Source organism: Leucobacter muris (assembly GCF_004028235.1).
In the GTDB taxonomy this organism is placed as follows: domain Bacteria; phylum Actinomycetota; class Actinomycetes; order Actinomycetales; family Microbacteriaceae; genus Leucobacter; species Leucobacter muris.
Genome location: NZ_CP035037.1, coordinates 2,882,232 through 2,907,197 on the forward strand (window position 1 = coordinate 2,882,232; position 24,966 = coordinate 2,907,197).

The following is a 24,966-nucleotide window of genomic DNA, read 5'->3' on the forward strand; positions in this document are numbered from 1 at the left end:
CGGGAGGTGTCGTGGCGAAGAAGCGTTACGGCCGCACCGAACCGCGGATCTTCACCAAGCCGCGCGTCGAGCTGACACCGGCCTCCTCGCGCGGCTTCGAGGTCATCGCGTTCGCCCGCGACGTCTTGCACGTGAAGCTCCTGCCCTGGCAGGAGTGGCTCCTGATCCATATGTTCGAGCTGAACGGCGACGGCACGCTCCGATTCGGCAAGGCGCTCGTCATCGTCGGCCGCCAGAACGGGAAGACGCTGCTCGCGGCCGTACTGTCGGCTTACTGGATGTTCGTTGATGCGGTCCGATGGGGCGATCTGTCGCCGGCGCACACCTTCGAGATCTACGGCTCGGCGCAGAAGCTCGACGTTGCGATGAAGCCATGGCGGCAGGTGCGTGCCTGGGCGGGCCCCGACAACCGCAAGATCGGGATCGCCCCCGACCGGGTGCCGATGCTGCAGGCGTGCACCTACCCGCCTCGCATGGTCAACGGCGAGGTCGAGCTGAAGACCCATGAGGGTGCGGCATACAAGCCCCGCACATTCGAGGCCGTGCGCGGTCTCACTGCGGCGCGCATGATCCTCGACGAGCTGCGCAAGCAGTACGACTATGAGGGATGGTCGGCGATCACGAAGGCCGACACTGCAGTATTCGACTCGTTCCTGCTCGCCCTCTCCAACGCTGGCACCGACCGCTCCGAGGTGCTGAAGGACACTCGTGACATCGCGCACGCTGAGGTCGACGATCCGGACGCTGAATGGTTCGTGGCGGAGTGGTCTGCTCATCCCGATCAGACCATTGACGACCCGACCGCGTTCGAGCAGGCCAACCCCTCCGCCGGATACCTGCCGGGCATGACGATCGAGAAGCTGATGCGCACCGCGCGCAACGCCCGTTCGAAGCCCGGAGCCCTGATCGTCGAACGCATTGAGGTGCTCGGGCAGTGGGTCTCCGCCGAGGTGACCCCGTACCTGAACCTCGCGGAGTGGGAGGCGTGCGAGGACCCACCGAGAATCGACGAACGGGGCGTGCTCGTGGAAGTCGGATCGCAACTCCCCCCCAGACGCGCGCCGCGTGCTCGGCGTCGACGTGTCCGGAGATCGCAAGATGTCCTATGTCGGCGTGGCGGGTCTCCGCGAAGACGAACGCGCCCACGTCGAAGTCATCGCGCAGCGTGCCGGGATCCTCTGGGTGGTGCCCTACCTCGTGAAAGTGCGCGAGAAAACTGGGATCAACGAAGTCGCGTTGCAGTCCAAGGGCTGCCCCGCCGCGGATCTCGTGAAGCCTCTGCAACAGGCCGGGTTCGTCGTACACGAGGTCTCTGGCACCCCGCTCCTGAACGCAGCCGGCCGACTGAACGACGCGGTGCGCGACGGCCTGGTCCGCCAGCGCGCGCAGCCGATCCTCACCATGGCCGTCGAGAACGGCTCCACGAAGAACCTCAACGGCATGCCCGTATGGGATCGGAGTGGACCCGTAGACGTGGCGCCAATCGTGGCGATCACCATGGCGCTCTACGCCCTACTCACGACCGACCCGCCCGCCGAGGACGAGTCGGCATACGCGCTCGCCGACGGCGAAGAAGACAAGGACTGGTGGTGATCGCATGGGGTTTCTCGACGTATTCACGAGCATGATCGCCGGGAAGCAGCAGGGGCAGGTCGCAGGCGAATTCAACGGGCAGGACGTGACCGCCTATGCGTTCATGAGTTCGGGCGGCGATGGCATCGAGGGCCACACGATCGAGGCGCTGTGGAAGTCGCAGCCGCACCTGCGCACCGTGGTGGGGTTCATCGCCCGTCAGATGTCGCAGCTGTCCCTGAAGCTCTACGAGCGCGACGGCGACGAGATCAAACGTGTCCGAACCGGCAAGGTCGCGCAGCTGCTGCGCACCCCGAACGGGGAGGAGACCTTCTCCGAGCTGATGTACGCGCTCGTTGGCGAGTGGGCACTCCGAGATGACTCCTACCTCGTGCTGCTCGGCGGGGAACTGCGGGTGTTCCCTGCCAAGTGGATCACCCCGGTGAAGCGCAATGCGTTCCAGGTCGACGGCTACAAGCTCGTCACCAAGAACGGCGAGAGCCACGAGCTCACCACCGAGCAGGTGTTCCGGTTCAAGGGGTGGACCCCGTCGGAGCCGCTGAAGGCAACCTCGCCCGTCGAGACGCTGAAACTGATGCTCGAAGAGCAGCACAGCGCCCGCATGTTCCGCAAGCAGGTGTGGAAGCGCGGCGGCCGATTCGGTGGGTTCCTCACGCGCCCCGCCGGCGCTCCGAAGTGGGACAACGCCGCGCGCGGCCGCTTCGATCGCATGTGGCAGGCGTTCACCGGCAACGGCGGGGCCCGCGCCGGCGACGCCCCCCTCCTCGAGGACGGGATGGAATACAAGACCGCCCGCATCGCCGCGAAGGAAGATCAGTGGCTCGAATCCGTCCGCGCCTCGCTCGAGATGTGCGCCCAGGTGTACTACATCAACCCGACGATGGTCGGCCTGCTGGACAACGCCAACTTCGCCAACGTGCGCGAGTTCCGTCGATCCCTCTACGGTGACTCGCTCGGACCGATCGTGAAGAAGATCGAGGACCGCTTCAACAGCTTCATCCTGCCGGCGCTCGGCGCCCCCGAGAACCAGTACGTCGAGTTCAACGTCGAGGCGAAGCTGCGCGGATCCTTCGAGGAGCAGGCGGCGGTCGTCTCGACCGCGACCGGCGCGCCGTGGCAGACGGTGAACGAGTCGCGCAAGCTGTTCAACCTCTCCCCGGTCGAGGGCGGCGACGACATGGTGCGCCCCCTCAACGTGCTCTTCGGCGGGCAGGCATCCCCCAGGGACGGCCAGACCGCCGGCGGCGGGGGGCCGGCCCCCGAGCTGGAAGCGGCCCCGGTGAAAGTCGGGCCCACCGCGGACGACATCGCGAAGCTCATCACTGCCGCCACGGCGCTCATCCGCGCTGGCTTCGATCCGCAGGCCTCGCTCGGCGCGGTCGGGCTCGACCCGATCGAGCACCTGGGCCTGCTGCCGGTGACGGTGCGAGACGACGCAGTGAAGGCCGCAACCGAACGCTTCCTCGTCCGCCAGTACGAGGCGGTGCAGGCAAAGCGGCACGGCGGTGTTGATCGCTGGTGGGACCAGCAGCGCTGGGATCGGGAGCTTGCCGACGACCTCAGCAAGAGCGGGCTGAGCCCGCACCTGGCGAGGCCTGTGGCGAACGGCATCAACACGCTCATGTTCGAGCACTACTCGTCGGGCTCGCCGGCGATTCAAACCATGTTGGAGGTGGGGTCGTGAAGACCAAATCCATTCAGATCGATGTGAAGGTCATCGACCTCGAGGCCGGCCAGTTCGAGGGGTACGCGGCGGTGTTCGGCAACAAGGACTCCTACGGCGACGTCATCGTCGCCGGGGCGTTCGCCGACACGCTGGCAGCCGACTTCGGCCCCGACGGCCAGGGCGTGCCGACGTACTGGTGCCACGACTTCAAGGACCCCTTCAAGAACATCGGCGCGACGATCTGGGCGAAAGAAGACTCTCGAGGTCTGCGCGTTCGCGTGCAGCTCGATCTCGATACCCAGAACGCGAAGCAGACGCTCAAACTCCTGAAAGAGGGCCGCGTCAAGCAGATGAGCTTCGGCTACGACGTCATCGAGGGCGCCTACGTGGAGTCCGAGGAGCATGGCTTCTACTACGAGCTGCGGAAGCTGAAGCTTCACGAGGTGTCGGTGGTGCCCATCGGCGCGAACCAGGAAACCGAGGTTCTCGCGGCGAAGGCGGCCGGCGACGCAGGCGACGCCGCGCTCGCCGTCGAGCTGTTCACGCAGGCGCTCGAGCACCTCAGCCTCGCGAAGGGCGCCCTGATCGGGGCCGCCACGGCTGCGAAGGCCGCCAACATCGAACTTCCCGCCGCCGAGGCGGGATCCCATGAGTCGGAATCTGACAGCGGTGAGGAACCCGCGCAGGCCAAGTCTGAGGAGCCGTCACCGGCCAAGGATGAGGAGCCTGCAGAGGTCAAGTCGCAGACGGCAGAGCACGCACTCGCACTCCACGACATCGGCCGCCTGGTCGGTGTCGACATCACCACCCTGAAGGGAGATCACGCATGAGCGCGATCAAGAAGCTGGTCGAGGAGCGCAAGGCCGTCGCCGAGAAGGCGCGCGGCATCCTCGCCACCGCAGAGCAGGCCGGCGAGGGCTTCACGCCCGAGCAGATCGAGGAGCTGAAGAGCTTCACCGCCGAGATCAAGGCCTACGACGAGCAGATCAAATCGAGCATGGACGCGCAGTCGCTGCTCGACTCGATCGACCAGATGCCCGAGGTCGAGAAGAAGGAGGCTGACGGGTCCGAGATCCGGATCGGACAGCACTTCATCAAGAGCGCCTTCGGCGAACTGAACCGTCTGAAGGGCACCCGAGGCATGAACCTCGTGCTGCCCGAGTTCAAGGCCGCGACCGACACGCACCTGACGACCACCACGGGCCAGGGGATCATCCTTCCCGAGTACGACCTGAACATCGTCAAGGGCAAGCGCCAGCGCCCCTTCCTCGCGGAGTGGCTCGGCACCGGTACCCTGACGGGCAACACGCTCGTCTACTTCACCGAGTCGCCCCTCGTCGAGGGCGCCGCTGGGACCGTCGCTGAGGGCTCGAAGAAGCCCCAGCTGCACTTCCCCGACTACGACCCGGTGACGGAGACCCTGAAGAAGGTCGCCGGCTACATCAAGATCTCGGACGAGATGACCGAGGATGCCGCGTTCCTGGTCTCCGAGATCGAGGGCCGCCTGCTGTACCAGCTGCAGCTCGCCGAGGAGGACCAGCTCCTCAACGGCACCGGCACCGGCACCAACGTGCTCGGACTCCTGAACCGCTCCGGCATTCAGACCGAAACCGCCGCCGGCGAGGCCGACGTCTTCGACGCGATCTTCCGCGCGATGACCAAGGTCGAGACGGCAACTGACCTCGTCGCCGACGGCGTCGCGATCAACCCGATCGACTACCAGAAGCTGCGCCTCACCAAGGACGGCAACGGGCAGTACATCGCAGGCGGCCCGTTCCAGGGCCAGTACGGCAACGGCGACCAGCTCGACAACCCGCCGATCTGGGGCAAGCGCACCATCGTCACCCCCGCGATCGCGCAGGGCACTGTGCTCGTGGGCGCCGGCCAGCTCGCCGCCACGGTCTACCGCAAGGGCGGCCTGACGCTGCAGGCGACCAACACCAACGAGGACGACTTTGTGAACAACAAGATCACGATCCTCGGCGAGGAGCGCCTGGCGCTCGCCGTCCGCCGCCCCTCGGCGTTCGTGAAGGTCACCATCGGGGAGGAGGGCTGATCATGGCCGAACTCAAGGAGTACACCGTCGAGATCGAAGGCGTGCCGCACACCATGCTCCTCAGCGAAGCCGACGCCGCCAAGCGCGGTCTGATCGATCCGGACGCCGGCCCGATCGTCGACGTCGAGGCCGTAGTCGAGGCGCGCGTCGCCGAGATCCGAGCCGACCTCGAAACGGAGCACGAAACCCGAGTGGCCGCCATCGAGGCGGAGCACGCCGCCCGGGCCCAGGCTCTCGAGCAGGAGTTCGAGACGCGCCTCGAGACGGCGCTCGCCGAGGCTGCCGCCGCGGCGCCCGAGCCCGGCGGCGCGGCGGACCCCGAGAAGCCCAAGCGCCAGCGTTCGCCGAAGGCGGGCGAAGGCGACCCGGCAACCAAGTAGTGGAGGTGATGGGCGTGGCGATCGACGACATCATCCCAGCCACCACGCAAGTCAATCCGGCCTTCTGGATGAAGGCAGCGCAAGGCGCGATTCGCCGGGAGTGTGGATGGCACGTCGCGCCCATCATCGACGAAACCCTCGAGCTCGACGGGATGGGCGGCACGACGCTGCTCATCCCGTCGCTCCGAGTCCGCGAGATTCAACAGGTCGTGAGCGACGGCGTCGACGTCACCGAACGGGTGAAGCACTCCCGCACCGCGGGCGTGCTCACCCTCGCATCGGGGTGGAGCCGCGACGTCGGAGCGATCACCGTGAAACTCAAGCACGGCTTCGCCGCCGACGAGGTGCCCGAGGTGGCCGCGCTGATCGTCACGCTCACGAAGCGCGCCGCCGCGGGCGGCATCGTCGTGCAGCAGGCCATCGGGGGAGCCTCCCAGCGTCTCGCGACGGGGAAGGACGGCGCCGCCCTCGGCGTGCCCCTCCTCGAGTCCGAACGCGCCACGCTCGCACCCTACGTTCTCACCTGGGGGCCGTGATGGGGTGGCTCGACGACATCCCCACGACCGGCGCCCCGATGGTGTTCGAGCACGGCGAGACCGTCTACCGGCTCCGCCCGAAGATGGTCTGGGACCGCTACTCGAAGACCTACATCCCGGGGGACTGGTCCGACCCGGACGAGCTCGAACTGCCGGGCGCGTTCATCGCGCAGTCCTCGACCGCGATCGTGACGGGCGCCGCACGCACACAGGTGCTCGAGTCGAAGTCGCTCTACCTCACCGACCCGGACGCCGACGTGCAGGTGGGAGACCGCATCCGGCAGGGCCCGACCGGGCCCGCCCCGTTCCTCGTCGACGGCGCACCCGCCGCCGACACGAACCCGTTCACCGGGTGGCGGCCCGTACGCGAGATCCCCCTCGAAGCCGTCACCGGCTGACCCCGGAAGGAGCACCCATGGCCCGCCACGGCGACACCGACTTCACCCCGAACCAGGCCTGGTTCGACACCATCCTCAAGACCCCGAAGGTCAGAGCGAAGACCGCGCAGGCCGCCGACCGCAGCATGACCGCCGCGAAAGCCTCCGCGCCGGTCGACAGCGGCGACTACCAGCACGGCATCAAACGCGAGTCCCGCGAGAGCCGCTACCGCACCGTCGAGCGCGTCGTCGCCACCGACCCGAAATCACTCCTCATCGAAGCCAAGACCGGCAACCTCGCCCGATCCGTGAAAGCCGCCAAACGATGAGAGTCAACCCACCCACCCTCGACCTCTGGCTCACCAACCACGTCCGCGCGCTCGCCGCCGCTGAGGGCCACACGGTTGATGTGAGCAACAAGGAGCCCGAGACGCTGCAGGCCCCGCTCGCGCGGCCGCTCATCGTGCTCCGTACGGACTCGTCTACGCGGCTCGACTGGACCACGTTCGATTGCTCGATCGCGGCGTCCGTGCTCGCGGGAACCCGCAGGTACGACACCCACGCGATCGAGCTCGCGACGTGGCTCGCCGGGATCCTCTTCGACAACGCCCTGCCCGACGAGGCGGGCAGCCCGGTCGTCCGCGTCGACTGGGACGGCTGCAACGGCCCCTACGCCGTCACCGAGGACCACGACGTATCGCGGCAGTACCTCACCGCACAGTACGTCGCGGCCGGCTCCTGGTGAGCCACCCCACCACCCACACCTGAAGCCCCGCAGATCGCGGGGCTTCTGCTTTTTCGAAGGAGTACACCCATGGCTGCTGATGAGCAGGGATTCGACCTCGACGCCGTTGGCGTCCCGATTACCGGCATGGCGGCGTACGCGCCGCTGAGCCCGGAGAATGTGCTGACGCCCGCGCAGCTCGCCGCGAGCCCGCTGGAGCTTCCCGCAGGGTTCAAGAAGCTCGGTCTGTACAAGCAGGACGGCGGCCCTTCGCCCTCGCGCGAGTCCGGCGACGCGCTCGAGTTCTTCCAGATCGGCTACAAGAAGTCGGGCGACGGCACCCGAGCACTCACGATCGGTCTGGCTGAGAACAACCCGACCGTGCTCGCGCTCATCGAGGGTGTCGAGCCGGACGAGCACGGCGTCTACAAGGTGTCGTCGAACCTGCCCGACAACCGATTCATCTTGTTCTCCTCCATCCGCTACCGCGGCGGCCTCGAGGAGCGACAGATCGGTGTCGCGTCGATCACTGCGGTCGAGCCTGACCAGGCCGAGCGGGGCTCGGTGAAGGGCGCCAACGTCACCTTCACCTGGCAGGAGCACGAGCTCTTCGAGGGCTCCCCGTTCTGGCAGTGGGGCCCCGCGGTCCCCGGCGCACCGGTCGACCCGACCGGGGTCACCGCTGGCACCCCGGGAGCGTTCACCCCGACGGGCGCCGCGCTTCCGACCACGATCGCCGCGCTGCGCGCCCTCGGCCCGCTCGGCCAGACGACCGCGTGGACCACCGGCCAGTACGTCGAGTACGGCAACGGCATGAAGGCCCACTGGGACGGCACTGACTGGACCACCGGCGAGGCCGCGTAACCCCACCTGACCGCTGGCCGGGGCGCTATCGGGTCGCCCCGGCCAGCTTCACACCCGAACCCGACCCACCCGAAGGAGAGCCACCATGGCCGCACCCCGCACCACCAAGAGCAAGCCCACCCAGACCGAACCGGAGACAGCCGTCGAGTACGACTTCGACAGCTGGACGCCCGAAGCCGAGGAAGCCGCGCTGCGCGCCCTCAACGACGTGCAGTACATCATCGTCGGCCAGGACTTCGTCGGCCGCTTCTCCGACGGCGAGATCGTGAAGATCCCGCTGAGCCTGAGCCTCGCCGTCATCGACGAGCTGCAGGAGCAGTTCGACGAGCCCACCGACCAGTTCCGGCACCTCATCAAGACCTACGCCGGCGCCCAGCTCGCCGACGGCCTGGACGAGCGCAACCTGATCTCGGTGGCGATCATGACCGAGAAGTACTTCCGGGCCCTGCGCCGCGCGCAGACGCTCGCATTCCCGGAATCCTGAGCGTCGCCCAGTTCATCCGCGAGCACCACGCCGACGTCGCGCGCACCCTGCGCGAACGCTTCGGCGTGGGGCTCTCGGACCTGGGCGGCGCCGTCTCATGGGGTGAAACGAAGACGCTCCTCGAGGAGGCCGCGAGCGACCCCTCGACAGTGCTCGGAGCGGCGCTGGCGGGGTGGGCCTACCCGGCGACCACTCCCGAGCTGATCGGCCTGATCGCGCAGATCGGGAACCCGAGAGCGTCCAAGCGGCTGTTGCCATGGGCGCTCGAGAACCCGCGCCGCAAGAAGACGGTCGCCACCGCCGAAGAAGTCGCGGAGGCCACCGCAGCACTCGAGGACGGCATCGTGTTCTCGACCTAACCACCCGGGGGAGGTGCCATGTCGTCCGAGGTCGGCTCCGCCCACATCAGTATCTTCCCCGTCATGACCGGCTTCAAGAGCCGCGTGTCGAAGGACACGAAGCAGGCCGGCGCTGCCGGCGCGAAGTCGTTCGACGCCGGTTTCAAGGGCGCCGGCCAGAAGGCGGGGCGGTCGCTCGGCGCCGACCTGAAGTCGTCGCTGTCGACCTCGGCCGGCAACCTCGGCGCGGCGGAGCTGTCGAAGCTGAACCGCAACGTCTCCGCGGCGGCGGCCGCGCTCTCCCGTGCGCGGCTGAAGCAGCAGGACGAGGCCGGCAAGGTGCGCGTCGCCGAGGTGCGCCTGCAGGAGGCGATCGCGAAGTCGGGCGAGGGGTCGTCGCAGGCCGTCGCCGCCGAGGAGCGCCTCGCCACCGCGCGCCGCAACCACGCGGCCGCCGTCGATACCGTCTCCGCCGCGTCGAAGCGGCTCAAGACCGCGCAGGACGCCGTCAACGCCGCCAACCGCGCGGTGACCGCCTCCACGGTCAAGAGCGCGGGCGGACTGAAAGCACTCGTGCAGAATCTCCACGCCGGCTACTCGGATGCGCGCGCCGCGCAGTCCGCGTTCACGGGGGTCGCCGGGTCCATCGGCGGCATCGCGAAGGAGACCCTCGTTCTCGCCCGGAACACCACCCTCGGGCGGTGGGCCGCGACGGCCGCGCAGCAGACCTCCCTCGCGTTCACGTCGATGGCGACCATGGTCGGCGGCGGCCTCGCGAAGGCGTGGCAGGCGTCTTCGCGCTGGATCTCGGGTGTCGGCTCCTACGTGCGCTCCGCGTTCGCCCCGATGGGGCAGTACGCGGCCGCCGCCGGCACGCTCATGGCAGCCCCGTTCATGCGCCTCGGCGCCCGCGTGTCGAGCTGGCTGTCGCCGGTCACCACGCAGGTGTCGGGCCTCTTCTCGAAGATCGCGGCCGCGGGCGGCCCCGCCGCGCAGGGTCTGATCGCCCGCTTCCGCTCCGGGTTGGCCGGGATCGGTTCGGCGACCTCGTCGGCGCTGCAGTCGGTCGTCACCGCGGCTAGCAGCGTAGCCTCCCGCGCCGGCGCGGCGCTCGGCAACGGGCTCCGCAACACCGCGACCGCGGGCGTCACCGCCGCAGCTGCGGGAATCGGTGTCGCGCTCGGCAAGGGCTTCGGTCGCCTCACCGCGATCGACACCGCCCAGGCGAAGCTGCGCGGGCTCGGGAACGACGCCGGCACCGTGACCGCGATCATGGGCGACGCCATGGCGTCCGTGAAGGGCACGAGCTTCGGCCTCGGTGAGGCCGCGACCGTCGCCGCCTCGGCGGTGGCCGCGGGCATCCGGCCCGGGGAAGCCCTGCAGGGGCACCTGAAGCGGATCGCGAACAACGCCTCCGCAGCGGGCATGTCCATGGAAGAGATGGGCGGCATCTTCAACAAGGCCGCCACCCAGGCCAACGGCGTCCAGAACGACGTCATCTCCCAGCTCGCCGACCGCGGCATCCCGATCTACCAGGCCCTCGCGGACCAACTCGGGGTCACCTCGGGCGAGGTCTTCAAGATGGCCTCCGAAGGCAAGATCGACTTCGAGACCTTCTCGGCCGCCGCGGAGAAAGCCGCCGGCACCGTCGCCGCCGAGATGGGGACGACCGTGCCCGGCGCGTCGAAGAACTTCTTCGCCGCGATGGGCCGGATCGGCGCGAACGCGCTCGAGGGGATCTACGGCAAGATCGGCCCGCTGATCGCCGCCGCGACCTCCGCCCTAGGCCCCATCGAGGAACGAGCGAAGGCCTTCGGTGCAACTCTCACGACCGTGCTCGGGCCCGCGATGGACTGGGTTACGAACGCGCTGAACCAGATCGGTTCGGGTGCGGGCGGCGTGCTGTCCGTGTTCGACGGTCTCGGCAGCGTGATCGCCCCACTCGGGGCCGCGTTCGCCGCTCTGGGCGCCGGGGGGCTCGCCGGTGTGCTCGCACGGCTCGGCCCGCTGGGCGCGATGCTGCCCGGCCTCGGCGGGGCGCTCGCGGCTCTCGGGTCGCCGCTCGGCATCGTCGCGGCCGCACTGGCCGGCTTCGCGCTCTCGGGCGGGGACGCCGGCGCGGTCGTGTCGGCGCTGACGGGGATACTCGATCAGGTCGTCGCCGCGCTGGCCGGGATCGTCCAGCAGGTCGCCACCGTGGTCCCGCAGCTCGTCTCGTCGATCGTGGCGCAGGTCCCGCTGCTGCTGACCGCTGCTGCTGGCATCATCACCGCGCTCATCGACGGGCTCGTCGCCGCGATCCCGATGCTCGTGTCGGGTGCGGTGCAGCTGCTCGAGGGGATCGTTTCGGCGATCACCGCGAACCTGCCGATGATCATCGACGGCGCGATCCAGCTCGTGACGGCGCTGCTGCAGGGCATCATCACTGCGCTGCCGCTCATCGTGCAGGGCGCGCTGCAGCTCGTCTCCGGGCTGCTCTCGGCGATCGTCGCCGCCCTGCCGATGATCATCGAGGGCGGCGTGCAGCTGCTGATGGCCCTCGTGATGGGCCTGGTCGACGCCCTCCCGCAACTGCTGCAGGCCGCGCTCGATCTCGTGATGGGCCTGCTCGGCGCGATCATCGACAACCTGCCGATGATCATCGAGGCCGGCATTCAGCTGCTGATGTCGCTGATCGAGGGGCTGATCGGCGCGCTGCCGCAGCTGATCACCGCCGCGATCGACCTCGTGCTGCGCCTGGTCGCCGGACTGCTAAAGATGCTGCCGGAGCTGATCCGAGCCGGCATCGAGCTGGTCGTCGCGCTGATCGAGGGGCTGATCGGCGCGCTGCCGCAGCTGATCACCGCCGCGATCGACCTCGTGCTGCGCCTGGTCGCCGGACTGCTAAAGATGCTGCCGGAGCTGATCCGAGCCGGCATCGAGCTGGTCGTCGCGCTGATCAAGGGACTCGTCGAGGCGATCCCGCAGATCCTGCAGATGATGCCTCAGATCATCTCCGCGATCTGGGGCGGCCTGATGGGCGTGAACTGGCTCGACCTCGGCGTGCAGATCGTGATGGGCATCATCAACGGGCTCGGATCGATGGTCGGCGCCGTGGTCGACGCGATCGTCGACCTCGCCTCGAGCGCCTTCGACGGGTTCAAGGACTTCTTCGGGATCCGCTCGCCGGCGAGGAAGATGATCCAGCCCGGCCGCGACATCGTGCGCGGTGCGGTCGTCGGCGTCGACCAGCAGTCCGACAGCCTCGGCGACTCCCTCGTGGAGATGGCCCAGAGCGCGGCGAAGCGCGCGCAGGACGCGATGGAGACCGTCTCGGCCACCGTCGCCCTCTCCGCGGCTCCCGGCAGCGAGAGCGCGGGCGCCACGGGCGGCCCAGGCGGCGGGCAGGCACAGCTCACGCAGGTGTTCCAAACCGCCGGCCTCGACGAGGCCGCGCTCGCCCGGAAGGCACGCCGCGAAGCGGTGGCCGTTCTCGCTGCGGAAGGGGTGTGAGATGGCGCTGATCGAGTTCGTCGACCCCGTGCTCGGCACGGTGCAGATGCCCGATCATGCCGATCGCGGCTGGGGGTTCAAGTCGCTCGAGGGGTGGTTCGATCTCTCGAGCGACAAGACCGAGCGGCGCGAGCGGCCGACCGCGCACGGATCATTCCGTGCGCGGCGGTCGCTCCGCTCGAGCCTCGGCATCACCGTCGAGGCCCACTTCCTCGCCACGAGCCCCGCCGAGCTCGTGGCCGAGCAGGACCGGATCGGCGCGCTCGGCGCCGACGCCCCGATCCTGATGCTCGTCACTGACCACGTGCGCACCACCGAGCGCGAGGTGCGCGTCATCGACGTCGACGTGCCCTCCTACCGTGGCCGCAAGCACAACCTGATCACCATCGAGCTCTCCGCTGACGATCCACGCCGGTACTCGGTCGGTGATGAGTGGGTGTCGGCAAGGCTGCGGGAGGACGCCTCTGGGGGTCTGACGTGGCCGGCGCGGTGGCCGCTCGTGTGGGGGACCGGGAGCGGCTCGGATGGGCGGCTCACCCTCACGAACCACGGCCAGAAGGCCAGCGCGCCGAGCTACCGGCTCTATGGAGGGTTCTCGGCGGCGGAGATGGTGCGGATCGACACGCAGCAGCGCGTCGGGATCGACCTGATCGTGCCCTACGGCAGCTATGTGGAGATCGACTTTCGGACGCGGCGGGCGATGCTCGACGGCCAGTCGGACGTGTCGCGGTATCTCACGTGGCGGCAGTGGTGGACGGTCGAGGCCGGCGAGCAGGTGACGGTGCAGGCCGAGTACGACGCCCCCGGGGTGGGGGCCTACTACGCGGGACGAGTGAGGAGCGCATGGTGAGCAGCAGAGCATTCATCGTCGAGACGACGACCGGGCACGTGGTCGACGAGGTCGACCCGACCTACGAGTGGGATGCGGCACTGAACCGGCCCGAGACGATTCGCTACACGGCGTCGATCGAGGATCCTGACGAGTACGAGCGCGACTGGCGCAACCTAGCGACGCCGTGGAAGCACTCGCTCGTCGTCGAGGAGGAGGGGCGGCTGATGGGCGGCCCGATCGTGCCGCACCAGTACGAGCCGGGCCAGGATCTCGCGTTCACTGCGCGCGGGATGCGGCACATGATGCTGCAGCGGCGCGTGCTGCCCCCGATCGCGTACGCGCAGGGCACCGTCGTGCTCCCCACGGGGAGCCGGACCCTTCCTGCGACACGAACCTGTCGGGACTTGATCTCGGGTCGATCGGGCGCGAGCTCGTCGCGCAGGCCATGCTCGCCCCGGGCGGGCAGCTCCCGATCACGCTGCAGGCCCCGCGCGGCGGCACCCGCGACCGCAACTACTCGGGTGCCGAGATGAAGAAAATCGACGAGGCACTCACCCAGCTCTCGGACGTGATCGGCGGCCCAGACTTCGATTTCAGGCCCCGCTGGGACGGCCCGAATCGGGTCGTCTGGGACATGGTGAGCGGCACAGAGGCGCAGCCTCGTCTCGCCTCCCCGATCGAGCACGTGTGGGAGGTGTCGGCGGAGTGGTCGCCGATGTCGGATGTGACCGTCGAGATCGACCCGAGCACGATGGGTTCCGCGTCGTGGGCGCTCGCCGGCCGAGGCGATGACCTCGTGCTCTGCGGGTACGCCTGGGATCCCTACCTCGTGCAGGCCGGCTTCCCGCTGATGGACATCGTCGATACCTCGCACACGACCGTCACCCGGCAGGACACGATCGACGGGTACGCGCGCGCCGGCATCCTGAAGGCCGCGAAGCTTCCCGAGTTCTGGGACTTCTCGGTGCAGAAGTCGGTGTCGCCCCGGCTCGACGAGTACCGGGTGGGTGACTACTGCGTGCTCAACGTCGACCGGGGCAGGTACCTGCCCGGGGAGCCGGTGCGGCGGCGGATCCTCACCCTCGCGGGCGAGGCCGGGTCGGAGTGGGTGAAGATCACCACGGGCATGGACTACAGCGATGGCTGACCCGATGCCGCAGCCCGACACCGAGCAGGGCATCCTCGCCCGCATGCTCGGCGAGGTCGACCGCCGGCTGCGCGAGCTCGAGGCCCCGTCCGGCACGCAGCGCAACCTCGTGCTGCGCGATCTCACCGAGACGGTCGAGATGCTGCGCGCGGTCGCCGATGTCCGGTACGCGGAGTTCACCGACCAGAAGCAGCTGTCGCAGGGATCCTGGGCGGCCGGGATGCCGGCCGTGCAGGTGACGTCGCCGACGGGCCGCATCGAGATCACCTTCGGCGGGTCGGTGAACAACGGAGACGGCTACTTCTGCTACACGATCACCGGGCAGAACGCGGGCGTGATCGTCACCCGGGACAGCGTGCGCGAGAACCCGGCCCGCCGCGTCGGCGTCTCCGGCGGCGCGACCTTCCAACCCACCGGCTACAAGACCGTGATCTTGCAGGTGCCCATCGGGGAGCCGGTCACGGTGCGGCTCGAGGTGCTCGCGGTCAACGCCTACCCCAACCTGTACGTCTTCGGCGGCTCGGTCTCTGCCCGGGTCGCCCCCTAACGAGCTCACGAAGGAGCCCCAGATGACCCTCAGACAGAGCTTCCCGACCGACAGCACCGCCGGCCAGTCCGTCACCGACACCCGCCTCACGAACGCGGCCCTCGTCGTCCGTGACGCGGCCGGCGTGCCGCGCCCGGGCGTGGTCTTCGATTCCCCCGCGCGCATTGTGAGCCCGACGGCGTCGATGGCGTACCTCGTGCGGGATCTGCGCGCGGTCACGATGCGCACCCCGGGCGGGGTCGAGTTCGTCGCGAATGACGGCGCGGTCACGGTGCCGACCACGGCCGCGCCGGCCTCGAACTCGCGCATCGACATCGTCTACATGCGAGCCCGGTTCACCGCGAACGCCGACGGATCCTCCACGCCCGAGTTCGGCGTGCGCCAGGGCACCCCGGCCGTGAACCCTGTCGACCCCTCACTGCCTGTCGGCGCGCTCGAACTCGCCCGGTTCGTGGTCCCCGCGGGCGTCACCTCGACGCAGGCCGCCGGCGTCGCGGGCGTCGACATCGCCCCGTTCACCTGCGCCGCCGGCGGCACGCTCGTCGTGCGCACCGCGGCCGAGCTCGACACCTGGGCGCCCGCCGATGGGCCCGAAGCATTCTGCCTTGCCGACAAGGCCACGTACATCAGGATCGGAGGCACGTGGCGGAAGGACGGCGCATCGGGTGTGATCCCGGCCCCGACGACCGCATGGACCGACCTCGGGGCGGGCCTCTTCGGGCGCTCGTTCAACCTCACGATCCCGGTGCAGATCGACCCCGCGCGGGAGTTCCTGCAGATCGAGGCGACCGAGACCGGCTCCGGCTTCGCGTTCTTCTCGGTGGCATCGGTCACGCCCGGCACCGGGAACACCACGGTAGCCTGCCGCGTCATGCAGTTCGGCAACGCGGCCCGCCCCGTGACCGTCGGATGGCGCGTCACCGCGATCCGCTCCTGACCTGCGACAGAAAGGAGCCATCGTGCTCACCGAAGCAGATCTCGCCGCCTACGTGCAGCGCGTCCGCTACCAGTGGATCGACGTCGACAAGGTGTTCGGCGCGCAGTGCTGGGACCAGTGGTCGCACTACGCGACGAACTTCCTCGGCGTTCCGTCGTGGCCGACATACACGAACGCCGGCGGCACCGGCCCGCACGCGGGCTGGGCCTGCAACGTCTGGCACCACTTCGACCGCTCCGGCCTCGGGCAGTGGTTCGAGAAGATCCCCGCCGGCCAACCCTTCCGCCCGGGCGACGTCGTGATCTGGGAGCTCGGGTCGGTCTGGTACCCGCTCTCGCACATCGCGACCCTGCTCGAGGTGCTCGCGAACGGGATGCTGCGCTGCCTCACCCAGAACCCGGGCGCGGTGCAGATCGCGGATCTCATCCCGCGGGGTGTGCTCGGCGCGCTCCGCCCGAAGGCGCTCACCGTGGGCGCCTTCCACACCTCCAAGACGCCGGCGCTCGCCGCGTCGCAGAAGGCCGCGGCGCTCGCGCGTGCGCGACGACGAAAGGACGACCCCATGCATCTCATTGTTCTGACCACTGGCGCCCGGCAGGACGGCTCTCCCGCATACGCGATCTACCGCCCCGGCGTGAAGGGCTCCTGGGAGGAGTACGACAAGAACGGCGCCCGCAAGCAGTACGCGAACGCACTCGCGAGCCAGTTCGGACAGCCGATGGAAGTCACCGTGGAGCGCTGGCTCGAGCTCAAGGAGAAGTACGCGTGAGCCCGATCGCGACCGCGCTCGCCGCAGCTGGGTTCGCGCTGCTCGTGCTCGCGGCGCTCACTGCGACCGTGTGGGCGCGCGAGCACGGCGCACAGCCTGCCCGCGCCGTGGCGGGGTGGGTGCGGGCGCGCTGGCTGCGCCTCGTCCCCGAACCTCGCTACGCGTCCACGGTGTACGCCTGCGCTTACGCCCTGTTCGTCGCGACGGGGGTGGTGACGCTCGCGTGGCCGCCGCAATCGCTCGAGGGCGTGTTCGGGGCCGGCGGCATGACCGTCGTTGGCCTGATGTTCCTCGTCGGTGGTGCGCTCGGCATGCTCGCGGGCTGGCGGGAATGGTGGGAGCTCGAGCGGTGGGCGATCGTCGCGATGGTCGCCGGTCTCGCCGCGTACGCGTACATCGTGATCGTGCTCCACTTCCAGTCCACCGGGTCGCGACTCACCCAGGCCGGTGTGATCCTCATCGCCTCCTGCGTGCTCGCGCTCCGTCTCGGGATGATCTGGCGGTACCCGTTCAAGCCGAGGGGGTAGCCGGTGGGAATCATCGACAGCCCCGACAAGCTCTGGTACACCCTCGCGGGCGCCCTCCTCGTGTGGCTCGGCCGCATCCTCGCCAACCGCATCCAACAGTCCACCGAGCAGCGCCGCCAGCAAGTCGACGCGCACGCCGCGGCGCTCACTGAGAACCGCAAACTCAAGGAGAGCCTGCACGCGCACCGCGTCGAGATGCTCAAGACCGGCACCTGGACCCAAGACACCCTGCCCCCCTTCATGAAGGAGTAACCCCATGACCACCCAGACCAAGACCGATCGCAAGAACCAGGACCGGCGCACGATCATGGCCGCCCTGATCGCCGTGCTCGTCGCCCGCCTCGTCGCACAGATCCCCGCGCTGGCCGCCGCGCTCGCGTGGGTCGACGGCGTGATCGCGGAGGCCGGCATCGTGTCGGTGCCGGCACTCGCGCTGCTGCAGGCGCTCGTGATCGCGCTCGTGATCCTCGCTTACCAGAGGCTCGCGCAGTGGCTCGGCGATCGCTGGCCGGCCGTTGAACGCATCATGCTCGGATCCGACGCCCGCCCTCACTACGTGCCCCGCTACGCCGCCGACTGACCCCACCGACGCAATGTGCCCCCACTCTCCTCCGGGAGGGTGGGGGCATCTTCTGCGTATGAAGCTACTACCTAAATTGCTCGGCGTCTTGATCTGCTGGAAAAAGTATGAGGGGGCCAGCAATGGCTAGCAGCTCTGCGAGAGAACTGGTGATGTACGAATTCTGCAACTTCTCGAATTGCGCAGGCTTGATCCCATTGCGATTCTCACTCTCGATGAGCACGATCCCCACCGGCTCACGGTTGTACTCGAGACGAACCGCCGCGATGGAGTGTGACTTCATCTTCAGGCCTGCGGCCTCTTCCGGAGTGAATCCAAAACGGGCCACCCAGTCCTCCCAGGTTTCGGAGTTGCCTGCGCGTACAGAAGCATTGCCTCCAGTCCAGACGGTGCCGATGACCCCTTGGGTTTCTGGGTAGCTCGATCGGCCGCCCGACTGGAAGTGGGGATTCTTGGCGACCCGGGCGAGGATCCGAAACTCGCTCACGTGGTGGCAGTACACGGAAAGGCGCTGATGTGACTCGGTGAGTTCGAGGTAAGCGCTTAGGTTGTGAGCCAGCGGCTGAATCGCATCGCGCAAGGCCTGGATGCTGGCATCGGCGCGTTCGACAGCGTCGTCCCTCTCGTTCCGAATCGAATGGAGGGACTCGGTTAACTTGCCGCGGAACACGGCGGCAACCAGGGCAAGCGCTACGCCAATGCCGATCCAAATTATGGGGCCGAGAAACACTCCTGGTACCGAGGCAATTGCCGTGGCGAAGATTGAGACGGCTGAGAGGAACTCGGTGCCATAGCGACGAAGCTTATCTTCTACCCAAGCACCAGCCGATTCACCGGGAGTGCTAGGTCGGCCGGGCGTCATGCATAAACCGACTGCAGCCGGACAGACTCCTCGCTGACCTGAGTATCCTCGCGGCTGTTCTTCTCCTCGTTGCGGAACCGAGTGATCGCCTGGTCCAGGATCTCAGTCGCCATATCGTCAGCGTATTCCGCGCGTACGCCGTCAGTGAAGAGGATGCCAACGACGATCTCTAGGGGGCGGTCGCCGAGAACTACTCGGTGTGCGGCAACACCGGCGTACTGAGCATCGCTCAACACCGCGCGCATGGCATTCCTGAAGCGCTCGATAACCTGATCGATCGAGTCGCCTGCATCCAGGATGACACCCAACGTGGTCTGCAATTCGTATTTCATCGCATCCTCCGTAGTCTTACCCCACAGTACCTCAAAGTGTCGAGTGAAACGTGGACCAATATTCTCGACGATTCATACAGCGGAAATGGTGGCTGTATATCCCTAGGGCCCTTTCTCTGCAGTCATACCGAGGTCGTCATCGCACGCGAGATCTCCTCGCTCGTGAGCTTCACCCGCGCCACGAGCTCGGCATCACCAGCGCGTTCGGGGTCGAGCCATTCGTCGTGCTCGTCGCGCGGGAGCACGAGCGGCATCCGCGGCCAGTAGTCGGCCGCCTCGCTCCCCGCCGGCGCGTCGCGGGTGACCATCGAGTACGTGGTGAGTTCGCCGTCGTCGGTGGTGACGGTGGAGGTGACCGCGGCGATCCCGAACTGCTCGCCCTCAGGCAACGCGAAGCGCCCCTTCTTCTCGACGTACCAGCTCGCCGGCAGCAGCGCGCGGCGCTGGAACGGACGCTTCCACGAGCGCAACAGCCGGTCGTCGCGAGAGTTGAACGCGGAGAACTTCACCGGCCCGCTGCCGTCGAGCCAGAGCCACCACCACGCGAACACGAGCTCACGATCACCACCTCCGGCTCTGATGATGGGGTTCAGGTTGCGGGCCTTCGATCCCGTGATCGCGGCCCTGCCGTCGCGGCCCTGTGCCCACTCCGCGATCGCACGCTCGGACTCGCGCTGGTCGAGCGGGCGGAGGGGGTCACGCGGCTCTTCGCCAGGGTGGAGGTAGCCGCCGAGCCCGTACGAGTTGCACATGCGCTCAGGCTACGCCGCCGCGCCGGCCGAAGATACCCCCTGCCCTACGAGGGCGAGGGGCTACTCCGAGCGCGACTCCTGATCGACGGCAGCGCTCGCCGCCGCGATGATGCGGCTTACCTGCATGCGGGAGAGGCGCACGGCGGCGGCGATCGCGGTCTGGGGGATCTTGGCGGCGTGGGCGTCGAGGATCGCGGCGTCGCGGGCGGCGTGGGCCTGCTCGAGGCGGTCGGCGGCGGCTGTGAGGGCGCGGGCGTGGTTGGTCATCGTCGGCCTCGGATCGCGTAGATGAGCGCGGCCACAGCAATCACCGCGGCGGCGATGGAGATGATGAGGGTGAGGGTGAGGGTGAGGGTCTGCATGAGGGGCTCCTGGTGGACGTAGGATGGAGGGGTAGGGCCCCGAGTATCTAACGGCTACTCGGGGCCCTTCTCTGTCAGTCGCGGTTGCGCCGGTTGCGCTTCGCGGTCTGCCAGAGGATGAGGGCGGTGATGAGGTTGACCAGTGCGGTGAAGAACCCGATGATCTCCATGTTTCCCTCCCTCTCTGTCGGGGTATCTCCCCGACGTCTCTAGTGTAACATCATGTGGCACAATTGTGCAACATGATGTTACGCGGCGGGGGTCGATCCGATCACGACAGGCTGCGCCCCTCGACGGGTTTGTGTCGCTGATCCCAGGATCGCCACGTCACCGCGGCAGCCATCTGCACGCTCGGGAAGTACCCGACGAGGGCGCGTACGTCGGGATCCTCGTCGCCGGTCACCGAGCGCCAGAGCAGCGCGGACGGGCGCCCGATTCGCACCCGGCGGATGATCGCGACCCGGATCGCCCCGTCGTACATCCACGCCTCTTCATCGCTGACGCGCGTCAGCGTCATCATCGGGCTCCACGGCATTCCTCCCATGCGGGCGAGAGTAGCCGCGACCCCCGACATCAGACCCGACGCACGCTGAGCATCTGCCACCCCGCGGGCGCCGCGGCCCGCAGCTCGGCGTAGCTCGATCCCTCGACCTCTCGCGTTGCGTCGCGCCGCGCGTAGGTGCCGAGCGCGGTGATGGCGGTCTCGCCCTTCTTCATGGTGACCGGGGCCTGCACGAGCACGAACCCTTCTGGGCGGTTCTTCTCGAGCTGCTCCTGCACCTCGGGGAGCCCTTCTCCCTTCACCTCGATGGCGACCGATTCGACCTGGCGGATTGTGGTGAGCAACATGATCCGAGACTACCGCGCGCGTGGGGCAAACGTGGGGCAGAGGGGGACTGTAATAGGCGGTAGTGCGCTGCCCCACGCGGTGACCCTGGACCCCCGAGATTGGCGTGTTGATGCGGGTCCAGGCGGTGCGCGGTGGTGCACCGCACTGCACTGTAATCGACGGTGATGGGCCTGATAGCGTTCGATGTGGGTGGGTCTGGGTGCGTGGGCCTCCCCCGGCGACGGATCGGAGGCGGGGTCAGTGCCTGCCGATGGCGTCGAAGCGGGTGCGGGGCGGGGTGTCGCGGCCGAAGCGCCCCGGGCGCCAGCGCCGCTGGAACTCGGGATCCCCCGCTCCTCCCTCGATGAGATCGGCGAGGTACTCGCCCATGAAGGCAGCATATTTGAAGCCCTCGCCGGAGTCGCCGCACGCGAGCACAACCCGCGGGTGGGTGCGGCCGACGATGAAGTCGCCGTCGCCGGAGTCGGTCCACGTGCACACCTGCGTCGCGAGCACGCGGGGCGGCACGGCAGTGAGGTCGCGTTCGACGCGGGCGCGGATCTGCTCGGTGCGGCGGGGGTGCTCGGCTCGGTCGAGGTCGTCGCCGAGCGTGCCGCCCGCGAGGGGGCGGAGCGGCTGGTCGAGCCCCACCTTGTAGCCAGCCGCTCCGTTCGGCATGGCGTAGACGCCGGGCGCGTCGCCGGTGGGGCAGTCGATGAGGCCGGGCAGATCCGGCGCCGGCGGCGAGGCGGCGGGATCGCCGATGGTGACCACCTGCTCGATGTAGGGCGTGAGCGGCAGTGCGAGATCGAGCCCGGGCAGCAGTTCGGCGGTGCCCGGCCCGGCCGCGACGAGCACCTGGTCGGCTTCGAGGGCGTCGCCGTCGGCGAGTGCGACCCGCACCGATCGGACTCCGGGCTCGATCCCCGTCGCGCGCGTGCTCGGGCGGTACCGACCGCCCGTCGCAGTGAAAGCGGCGAGGGCCTCCCGCAGCAGGCGATCGGCGAGCACGACGCCGGCCTGCTCCACGAACAGCGCGTCACGGCCGTCGGGCCGCAGCCCCGCGAATCGCTCCGCCACCCGGTCGGCGGCGACGCGCTCGACGGGCTGGCCGATCGAGGCGAGCGCTTGGGCCACGTCGGGCAGGGATGAGTGGTCTCGCCACAGCAGTCCCGTGCGGCGGAAGACCGGTGTGCCGAGGCGCTCGCTCAGCCGCTCCATCGCCCCGAGCGTGCCGAGCATGGCCCGCGCGCGCCACACCCGGGTGTCGGCGAGCCGCCAGAGGCGGGTGCTGCCGCCGCTCGACGCGTAGGGTCCGCCCGCGTCGAAGCGCTCGATCAGGGTGACGCGCCAGCCGCGATCCTGCAGCTGCAGCGCGGTGGGCAGGCCCCAGGCGCCTGCGCCGATGACGATCGCGGTGTCGCTCATGGTGCGGTTCCTCTCGGCCCGGGCGGGCTGCTCGCTCGGCGAGACCGACTCGGAGGGGCCCCGGATCCGCGGATCCCGCCGCCCCTCCGAGCGAGCGCCCCGAGGCCGGGTCAGTCGTCGATGGTGGTGAAGTGCTTGCGCAGCGGCTCGTGCACCCGCCAGACGCCCTCCACCCGGAGGGCATCACCATCACGTCGCCGGGCCCGAACTGCTCGGGCTGCTGCCCCTCGACCTCGATCGTGACGCGGCCGGCGAGGATGGTGCAGATCTCGGTGTAGCCGTTGCGTTCGGCGGTGAAGTCTCCGGGGGTGCACTCCCACAGGCCGGTGTCGATGCGGCCGTTCGACCAGGTGGTCGTCGCGGCTTCGGTGAGGCCGTCGGTGAGGGCGGTCGGCTTGGGGGCGTGGGCGCCGAGGTCGGCGGCGGCCGTGTCGTGGGCCGAGTGGGTGACGATGGTGTCGCTCATGGGGTCTTCCTGGTGTCTCGGGGTGGGGTGGCGGCGCGGATCAGTGGCGGCCGGTGATGACGTCGGCGATGTGCGCGATCGGTGAGGTCTTCGCGCGGCCGGCGAGCTCGCTGCGGTCGGCGACGCCGTAGGCGGCGTAGAGACCCTTCGTGGCGAGCCAGCGCAGCGGCTCGGGCTCCCACTTGCGCACGCGGTGGTTCACCCACGGCAGCGAGGCGATCTCGGTGTCGTCGCCGAGGATGAGGTCGGCGATCGTGCGCCCCGCCAGATTGGTCGAGGTGACGCCCGTGCCGACGTAGCCGCCGCCCCACGCGATGCCGGTCTCGCGGTCGAGACCCACGGTCGCGGCCCAGTCGCGGGGCACGCCCAGCACCCCCGACCACACGTGGTCGATGCCGGCGCCCCGGGTGGCCGGGAAGAAGCGGTGCAGGATCTCGCTCAGCGTGTCGACCGTGACGGGCGGGGTCTGACCGTCGGTGTCGGTCTTCGATCCGAACTTGTAGGGCACGCCGCGCCCGCCGATCGCGATGCGATCGTCGGCGGTGCGCTGCGCGTACATGTAGACGTGCGCGAAATCGCCGAGCACCTCGCCCCGGTTCCAGTTCAGCTCGTCCCACACCTCGGGGGCGAGCGGCTCGGTCGCGATCAGCGACGAGTTCATCGGCAACCAGAGCCGGTGCAGGCCCTTGAGGTTCGCGGTGAACCCCTCGGTGGCGCGCACCACGAACTCGGCCGACACCGTGCCGTGGGTGGTGCGCACGCGGTGCGGCTCGATCTCGACGACGCGGGTGCGCTCGTAGATCTCGACGCCGAGGCGCTCGACGGCGTCGGCGAGACCCGCGGCGAGCTTGGCGGGCTGGATGCGCGCGGCGTGCGGATGCCAGACCGCGGCCCTCGTGTGCGCGACGTTGATCTTCGCCTTCGCCTCGTCGGCCTCGAGCAGTTCGAGGTCGGTGTGCTTCCACGTCTGCTCCGCGGCGGCGAAGGAGCGGATGCGCGCCTCCTGCGCGGGCGTGTACGCGACGTTGAACTCGCCGCCCTTCACGATGCCGGCTTCGATGCCCTCGACCGCCGCCACGCGGATGACCTCGTCGACCGTCTCGTTCATGGCTCGCTGCAGGCGCTCGGCCGCATCCCTGCCGTGGGTGCGCACGTACTGCTCGCGACCGCCCGTGATCGCGTTCGTGAGCCAGCCGCCGTTGCGACCCGATGCCCCGTAGCCGACGTGCCGCTGCTCGAGGATCACGACCCGCAGCTCGGGTCGGGCCTGCTTCAGGTAGTACGCGGTCCAGAGGCCGGTGTAGCCGGCCCCCACGATCGCGACGTCGGCGGTGAGGTTCCCGGGCAGCTCGGGCCGCTGTTTCGGAGCGCCGATCTGCTGCCACCAGTGGGACACGTTGCCGTTGATCATTCGGGGTTCCTTCGTTGTCGGGTGATACGGGTCTCGGCGGGCGTCGGCGCGTGCGGGGCCTCGTCCGGAGTGGGTGGGCTGTTGATCCAGAGGATCGCTGCGGGGGCGCTCGATTCGTTGACGACCCGGTGCGGCACCGAGCTCAGGAACTCGATCGAGTCGTCGGTGTCGAGGTCGTAGCGGGCGCCGTCGAGTTCGAGCACCACGCGCCCCTCGGTGACCACGACGATCTCCTGCGAGTGGCCGTGGGTGTAGGCGTCGGCCCCGGTCGAGCCGCCCGGCTGGAAGCGGCCGGCGTAGATCTCGAGGTTGCGCAGCGGCGGCAGGGCGACCACGTGCTTCTCGGCACCGGCGAGCGGCAGGGTGGGTCGATCGGCCGCGCGCAGCACACCACGAGTGTGGGCGGAGGAGTCGTCGAGCAGCTGGGCCGGCGCGACGCCAAGCGCGGCGGCGACCTTGCGCAGCGACGCGACGCTCGCGTTCGTGCGCCCGTTCTCGAGCTGGCTGAGGAAGCTGGAGCTGACGCCGGCGGCGGCGGCGAGCGCTCGCAGGCTCATGCCTCGCAGCCGGCGGAACGACGCGACGCGACGGCCGAGGTCGCCCTCCCCCGGGGTGTCGCGCGGTGCCGCGCCCATGGCTCCTCCTCGATGCCGCGGCCGGAGCCGCACGCTCACT

31 protein-coding genes and 1 pseudogene are annotated in these 24,966 nt (G+C 69.0%); 22 read left to right on the forward strand and 10 right to left on the reverse strand.

Annotation, left to right across the window (positions count from 1 at the left end; translation table 11 throughout):
* Positions 1-11: 11 nt before the first annotated feature.
* From Leucomu_RS13470 to Leucomu_RS13575, 22 genes are all read left to right on the forward strand, one after another.
* Complete coding sequence (locus tag Leucomu_RS13470; RefSeq protein ID WP_128387524.1) at positions 12-1,628, forward strand: terminase large subunit; 1,617 nt, start codon at positions 12-14, stop codon at positions 1,626-1,628.
* Positions 1,598-3,277 (forward strand): phage portal protein, encoded by a 1,680-nt coding sequence (locus tag Leucomu_RS13475; protein ID WP_128387525.1) that lies wholly within the window; start codon positions 1,598-1,600, stop codon positions 3,275-3,277. Before Leucomu_RS13470 ends, Leucomu_RS13475 begins: the two co-directional genes overlap by 31 nt.
* On the forward strand, positions 3,274-4,089 hold the full coding sequence (locus Leucomu_RS13480; protein ID WP_164884573.1) for an HK97 family phage prohead protease: 816 nt from the start codon (positions 3,274-3,276) through the stop codon (positions 4,087-4,089). Before Leucomu_RS13475 ends, Leucomu_RS13480 begins: the two co-directional genes overlap by 4 nt.
* Positions 4,086-5,315: a phage major capsid protein gene (locus Leucomu_RS13485; RefSeq protein ID WP_128387527.1), complete on the forward strand. Its 1,230-nt coding sequence runs from the start codon at positions 4,086-4,088 to the stop codon at positions 5,313-5,315. Before Leucomu_RS13480 ends, Leucomu_RS13485 begins: the two co-directional genes overlap by 4 nt.
* Before the next feature lie 2 nt (positions 5,316-5,317).
* Entirely contained in the window at positions 5,318-5,695 is a 378-nt protein-coding gene (locus Leucomu_RS13490; protein WP_128387528.1) for a hypothetical protein, read from the forward strand.
* An 8-nt stretch (positions 5,696-5,703) separates the two neighbouring features.
* Positions 5,704-6,231: a hypothetical protein gene (locus Leucomu_RS13495; protein WP_128387529.1), complete on the forward strand. Its 528-nt coding sequence runs from the start codon at positions 5,704-5,706 to the stop codon at positions 6,229-6,231.
* Positions 6,228-6,629, forward strand: coding sequence for a hypothetical protein (locus tag Leucomu_RS13500; RefSeq protein WP_128387530.1), 402 nt, complete (start codon positions 6,228-6,230; stop codon positions 6,627-6,629). The genes Leucomu_RS13495 and Leucomu_RS13500 overlap by 4 nt, the downstream gene beginning before the upstream one ends.
* A 17-nt stretch (positions 6,630-6,646) precedes the next feature.
* Positions 6,647-6,937: an HK97 gp10 family phage protein gene (locus Leucomu_RS13505; RefSeq protein ID WP_128387531.1), complete on the forward strand. Its 291-nt coding sequence runs from the start codon at positions 6,647-6,649 to the stop codon at positions 6,935-6,937.
* The gene (locus tag Leucomu_RS13510; protein ID WP_128387532.1) at positions 6,934-7,353 is read left to right on the forward strand and encodes a hypothetical protein; all 420 of its coding nucleotides are present in this window, start codon (positions 6,934-6,936) and stop codon (positions 7,351-7,353) included. Before Leucomu_RS13505 ends, Leucomu_RS13510 begins: the two co-directional genes overlap by 4 nt.
* Before the next feature lie 69 nt (positions 7,354-7,422).
* Complete coding sequence (locus Leucomu_RS13515) at positions 7,423-8,196, forward strand: hypothetical protein (protein ID WP_128387533.1); 774 nt, start codon at positions 7,423-7,425, stop codon at positions 8,194-8,196.
* 85 nt (positions 8,197-8,281) lie between these two features.
* Entirely contained in the window at positions 8,282-8,680 is a 399-nt protein-coding gene (locus Leucomu_RS13520) for a hypothetical protein (protein ID WP_128387534.1), read from the forward strand.
* A 65-nt stretch (positions 8,681-8,745) separates the two neighbouring features.
* Positions 8,746-9,039, forward strand: a complete 294-nt coding sequence (locus Leucomu_RS13525) for a hypothetical protein (protein ID WP_228407117.1) — start codon at positions 8,746-8,748, stop codon at positions 9,037-9,039.
* Between the two features lie 18 nt (positions 9,040-9,057).
* Positions 9,058-12,510 carry a phage tail protein gene (locus Leucomu_RS13530; RefSeq protein ID WP_128387535.1) on the forward strand — a complete coding sequence of 1,151 codons (3,453 nt, stop codon included), beginning with the start codon at positions 9,058-9,060 and terminating at the stop codon, positions 12,508-12,510.
* A gap of 1 nt (position 12,511) precedes the next feature.
* Positions 12,512-13,360: a hypothetical protein gene (locus tag Leucomu_RS13535; RefSeq protein ID WP_128387536.1), complete on the forward strand. Its 849-nt coding sequence runs from the start codon at positions 12,512-12,514 to the stop codon at positions 13,358-13,360.
* Positions 13,357-13,875, forward strand: coding sequence for a hypothetical protein (locus Leucomu_RS13540; RefSeq protein ID WP_128387537.1), 519 nt, complete (start codon positions 13,357-13,359; stop codon positions 13,873-13,875). The genes Leucomu_RS13535 and Leucomu_RS13540 overlap by 4 nt, the downstream gene beginning before the upstream one ends.
* Positions 13,872-14,489: a hypothetical protein gene (locus Leucomu_RS13545; RefSeq protein ID WP_128387538.1), complete on the forward strand. Its 618-nt coding sequence runs from the start codon at positions 13,872-13,874 to the stop codon at positions 14,487-14,489. The genes Leucomu_RS13540 and Leucomu_RS13545 overlap by 4 nt, the downstream gene beginning before the upstream one ends.
* Positions 14,482-15,036, forward strand: coding sequence for a hypothetical protein (locus Leucomu_RS13550; protein ID WP_128387539.1), 555 nt, complete (start codon positions 14,482-14,484; stop codon positions 15,034-15,036). Before Leucomu_RS13545 ends, Leucomu_RS13550 begins: the two co-directional genes overlap by 8 nt.
* A gap of 22 nt (positions 15,037-15,058) precedes the next feature.
* Entirely contained in the window at positions 15,059-15,973 is a 915-nt protein-coding gene (locus tag Leucomu_RS13555; protein ID WP_128387540.1) for a hypothetical protein, read from the forward strand.
* Between the two features lie 22 nt (positions 15,974-15,995).
* Positions 15,996-16,742 carry a hypothetical protein gene (locus Leucomu_RS13560; RefSeq protein WP_128387541.1) on the forward strand — a complete coding sequence of 249 codons (747 nt, stop codon included), beginning with the start codon at positions 15,996-15,998 and terminating at the stop codon, positions 16,740-16,742.
* Positions 16,739-17,269, forward strand: a complete 531-nt coding sequence (locus Leucomu_RS13565) for a hypothetical protein (protein WP_128387542.1) — start codon at positions 16,739-16,741, stop codon at positions 17,267-17,269. Before Leucomu_RS13560 ends, Leucomu_RS13565 begins: the two co-directional genes overlap by 4 nt.
* A gap of 3 nt (positions 17,270-17,272) precedes the next feature.
* Entirely contained in the window at positions 17,273-17,521 is a 249-nt protein-coding gene (locus Leucomu_RS13570; protein ID WP_017883455.1) for a hypothetical protein, read from the forward strand.
* 4 nt (positions 17,522-17,525) lie between these two features.
* On the forward strand, positions 17,526-17,849 hold the full coding sequence (locus Leucomu_RS13575) for a hypothetical protein (protein ID WP_128386627.1): 324 nt from the start codon (positions 17,526-17,528) through the stop codon (positions 17,847-17,849).
* 67 nt (positions 17,850-17,916) lie between these two features.
* On the opposite strand, the gene Leucomu_RS13580 is transcribed toward Leucomu_RS13575, so the two are convergent.
* From Leucomu_RS13580 to Leucomu_RS13625, 10 genes and pseudogenes are all read right to left on the reverse strand, one after another.
* Positions 17,917-18,711, reverse strand: coding sequence for a hypothetical protein (locus tag Leucomu_RS13580; protein ID WP_128387543.1), 795 nt, complete (start codon positions 18,709-18,711; stop codon positions 17,917-17,919).
* Entirely contained in the window at positions 18,708-19,043 is a 336-nt protein-coding gene (locus tag Leucomu_RS13585; RefSeq protein ID WP_128387544.1) for a hypothetical protein, read from the reverse strand. The genes Leucomu_RS13580 and Leucomu_RS13585 overlap by 4 nt, the downstream gene beginning before the upstream one ends.
* A gap of 122 nt (positions 19,044-19,165) precedes the next feature.
* Positions 19,166-19,795, reverse strand: coding sequence for an SOS response-associated peptidase family protein (locus tag Leucomu_RS13590; RefSeq protein ID WP_128387545.1), 630 nt, complete (start codon positions 19,793-19,795; stop codon positions 19,166-19,168).
* A 60-nt stretch (positions 19,796-19,855) separates the two neighbouring features.
* Positions 19,856-20,062 (reverse strand): hypothetical protein, encoded by a 207-nt coding sequence (locus Leucomu_RS13595; RefSeq protein WP_128387546.1) that lies wholly within the window; start codon positions 20,060-20,062, stop codon positions 19,856-19,858.
* A 366-nt stretch (positions 20,063-20,428) separates the two neighbouring features.
* Positions 20,429-20,674 (reverse strand): hypothetical protein, encoded by a 246-nt coding sequence (locus tag Leucomu_RS13600; protein WP_128386391.1) that lies wholly within the window; start codon positions 20,672-20,674, stop codon positions 20,429-20,431.
* Positions 20,675-20,730: 56 nt separating this feature from the next.
* On the reverse strand, positions 20,731-21,006 hold the full coding sequence (locus tag Leucomu_RS13605; protein WP_128387547.1) for a hypothetical protein: 276 nt from the start codon (positions 21,004-21,006) through the stop codon (positions 20,731-20,733).
* A gap of 238 nt (positions 21,007-21,244) precedes the next feature.
* Positions 21,245-22,414 carry an FAD-dependent oxidoreductase gene (locus Leucomu_RS13610; RefSeq protein WP_128387548.1) on the reverse strand — a complete coding sequence of 390 codons (1,170 nt, stop codon included), beginning with the start codon at positions 22,412-22,414 and terminating at the stop codon, positions 21,245-21,247.
* A gap of 226 nt (positions 22,415-22,640) precedes the next feature.
* Positions 22,641-22,880: pseudogene (locus Leucomu_RS13615) on the reverse strand (cupin domain-containing protein); the annotation flags it as partial.
* Between the two features lie 40 nt (positions 22,881-22,920).
* Complete coding sequence (locus Leucomu_RS13620; RefSeq protein WP_128387549.1) at positions 22,921-24,291, reverse strand: NAD(P)/FAD-dependent oxidoreductase; 1,371 nt, start codon at positions 24,289-24,291, stop codon at positions 22,921-22,923.
* Positions 24,288-24,926: a helix-turn-helix domain-containing protein gene (locus Leucomu_RS13625; protein WP_017883842.1), complete on the reverse strand. Its 639-nt coding sequence runs from the start codon at positions 24,924-24,926 to the stop codon at positions 24,288-24,290. Before Leucomu_RS13625 ends, Leucomu_RS13620 begins: the two co-directional genes overlap by 4 nt.
* Positions 24,927-24,966 lie beyond the last annotated feature (40 nt).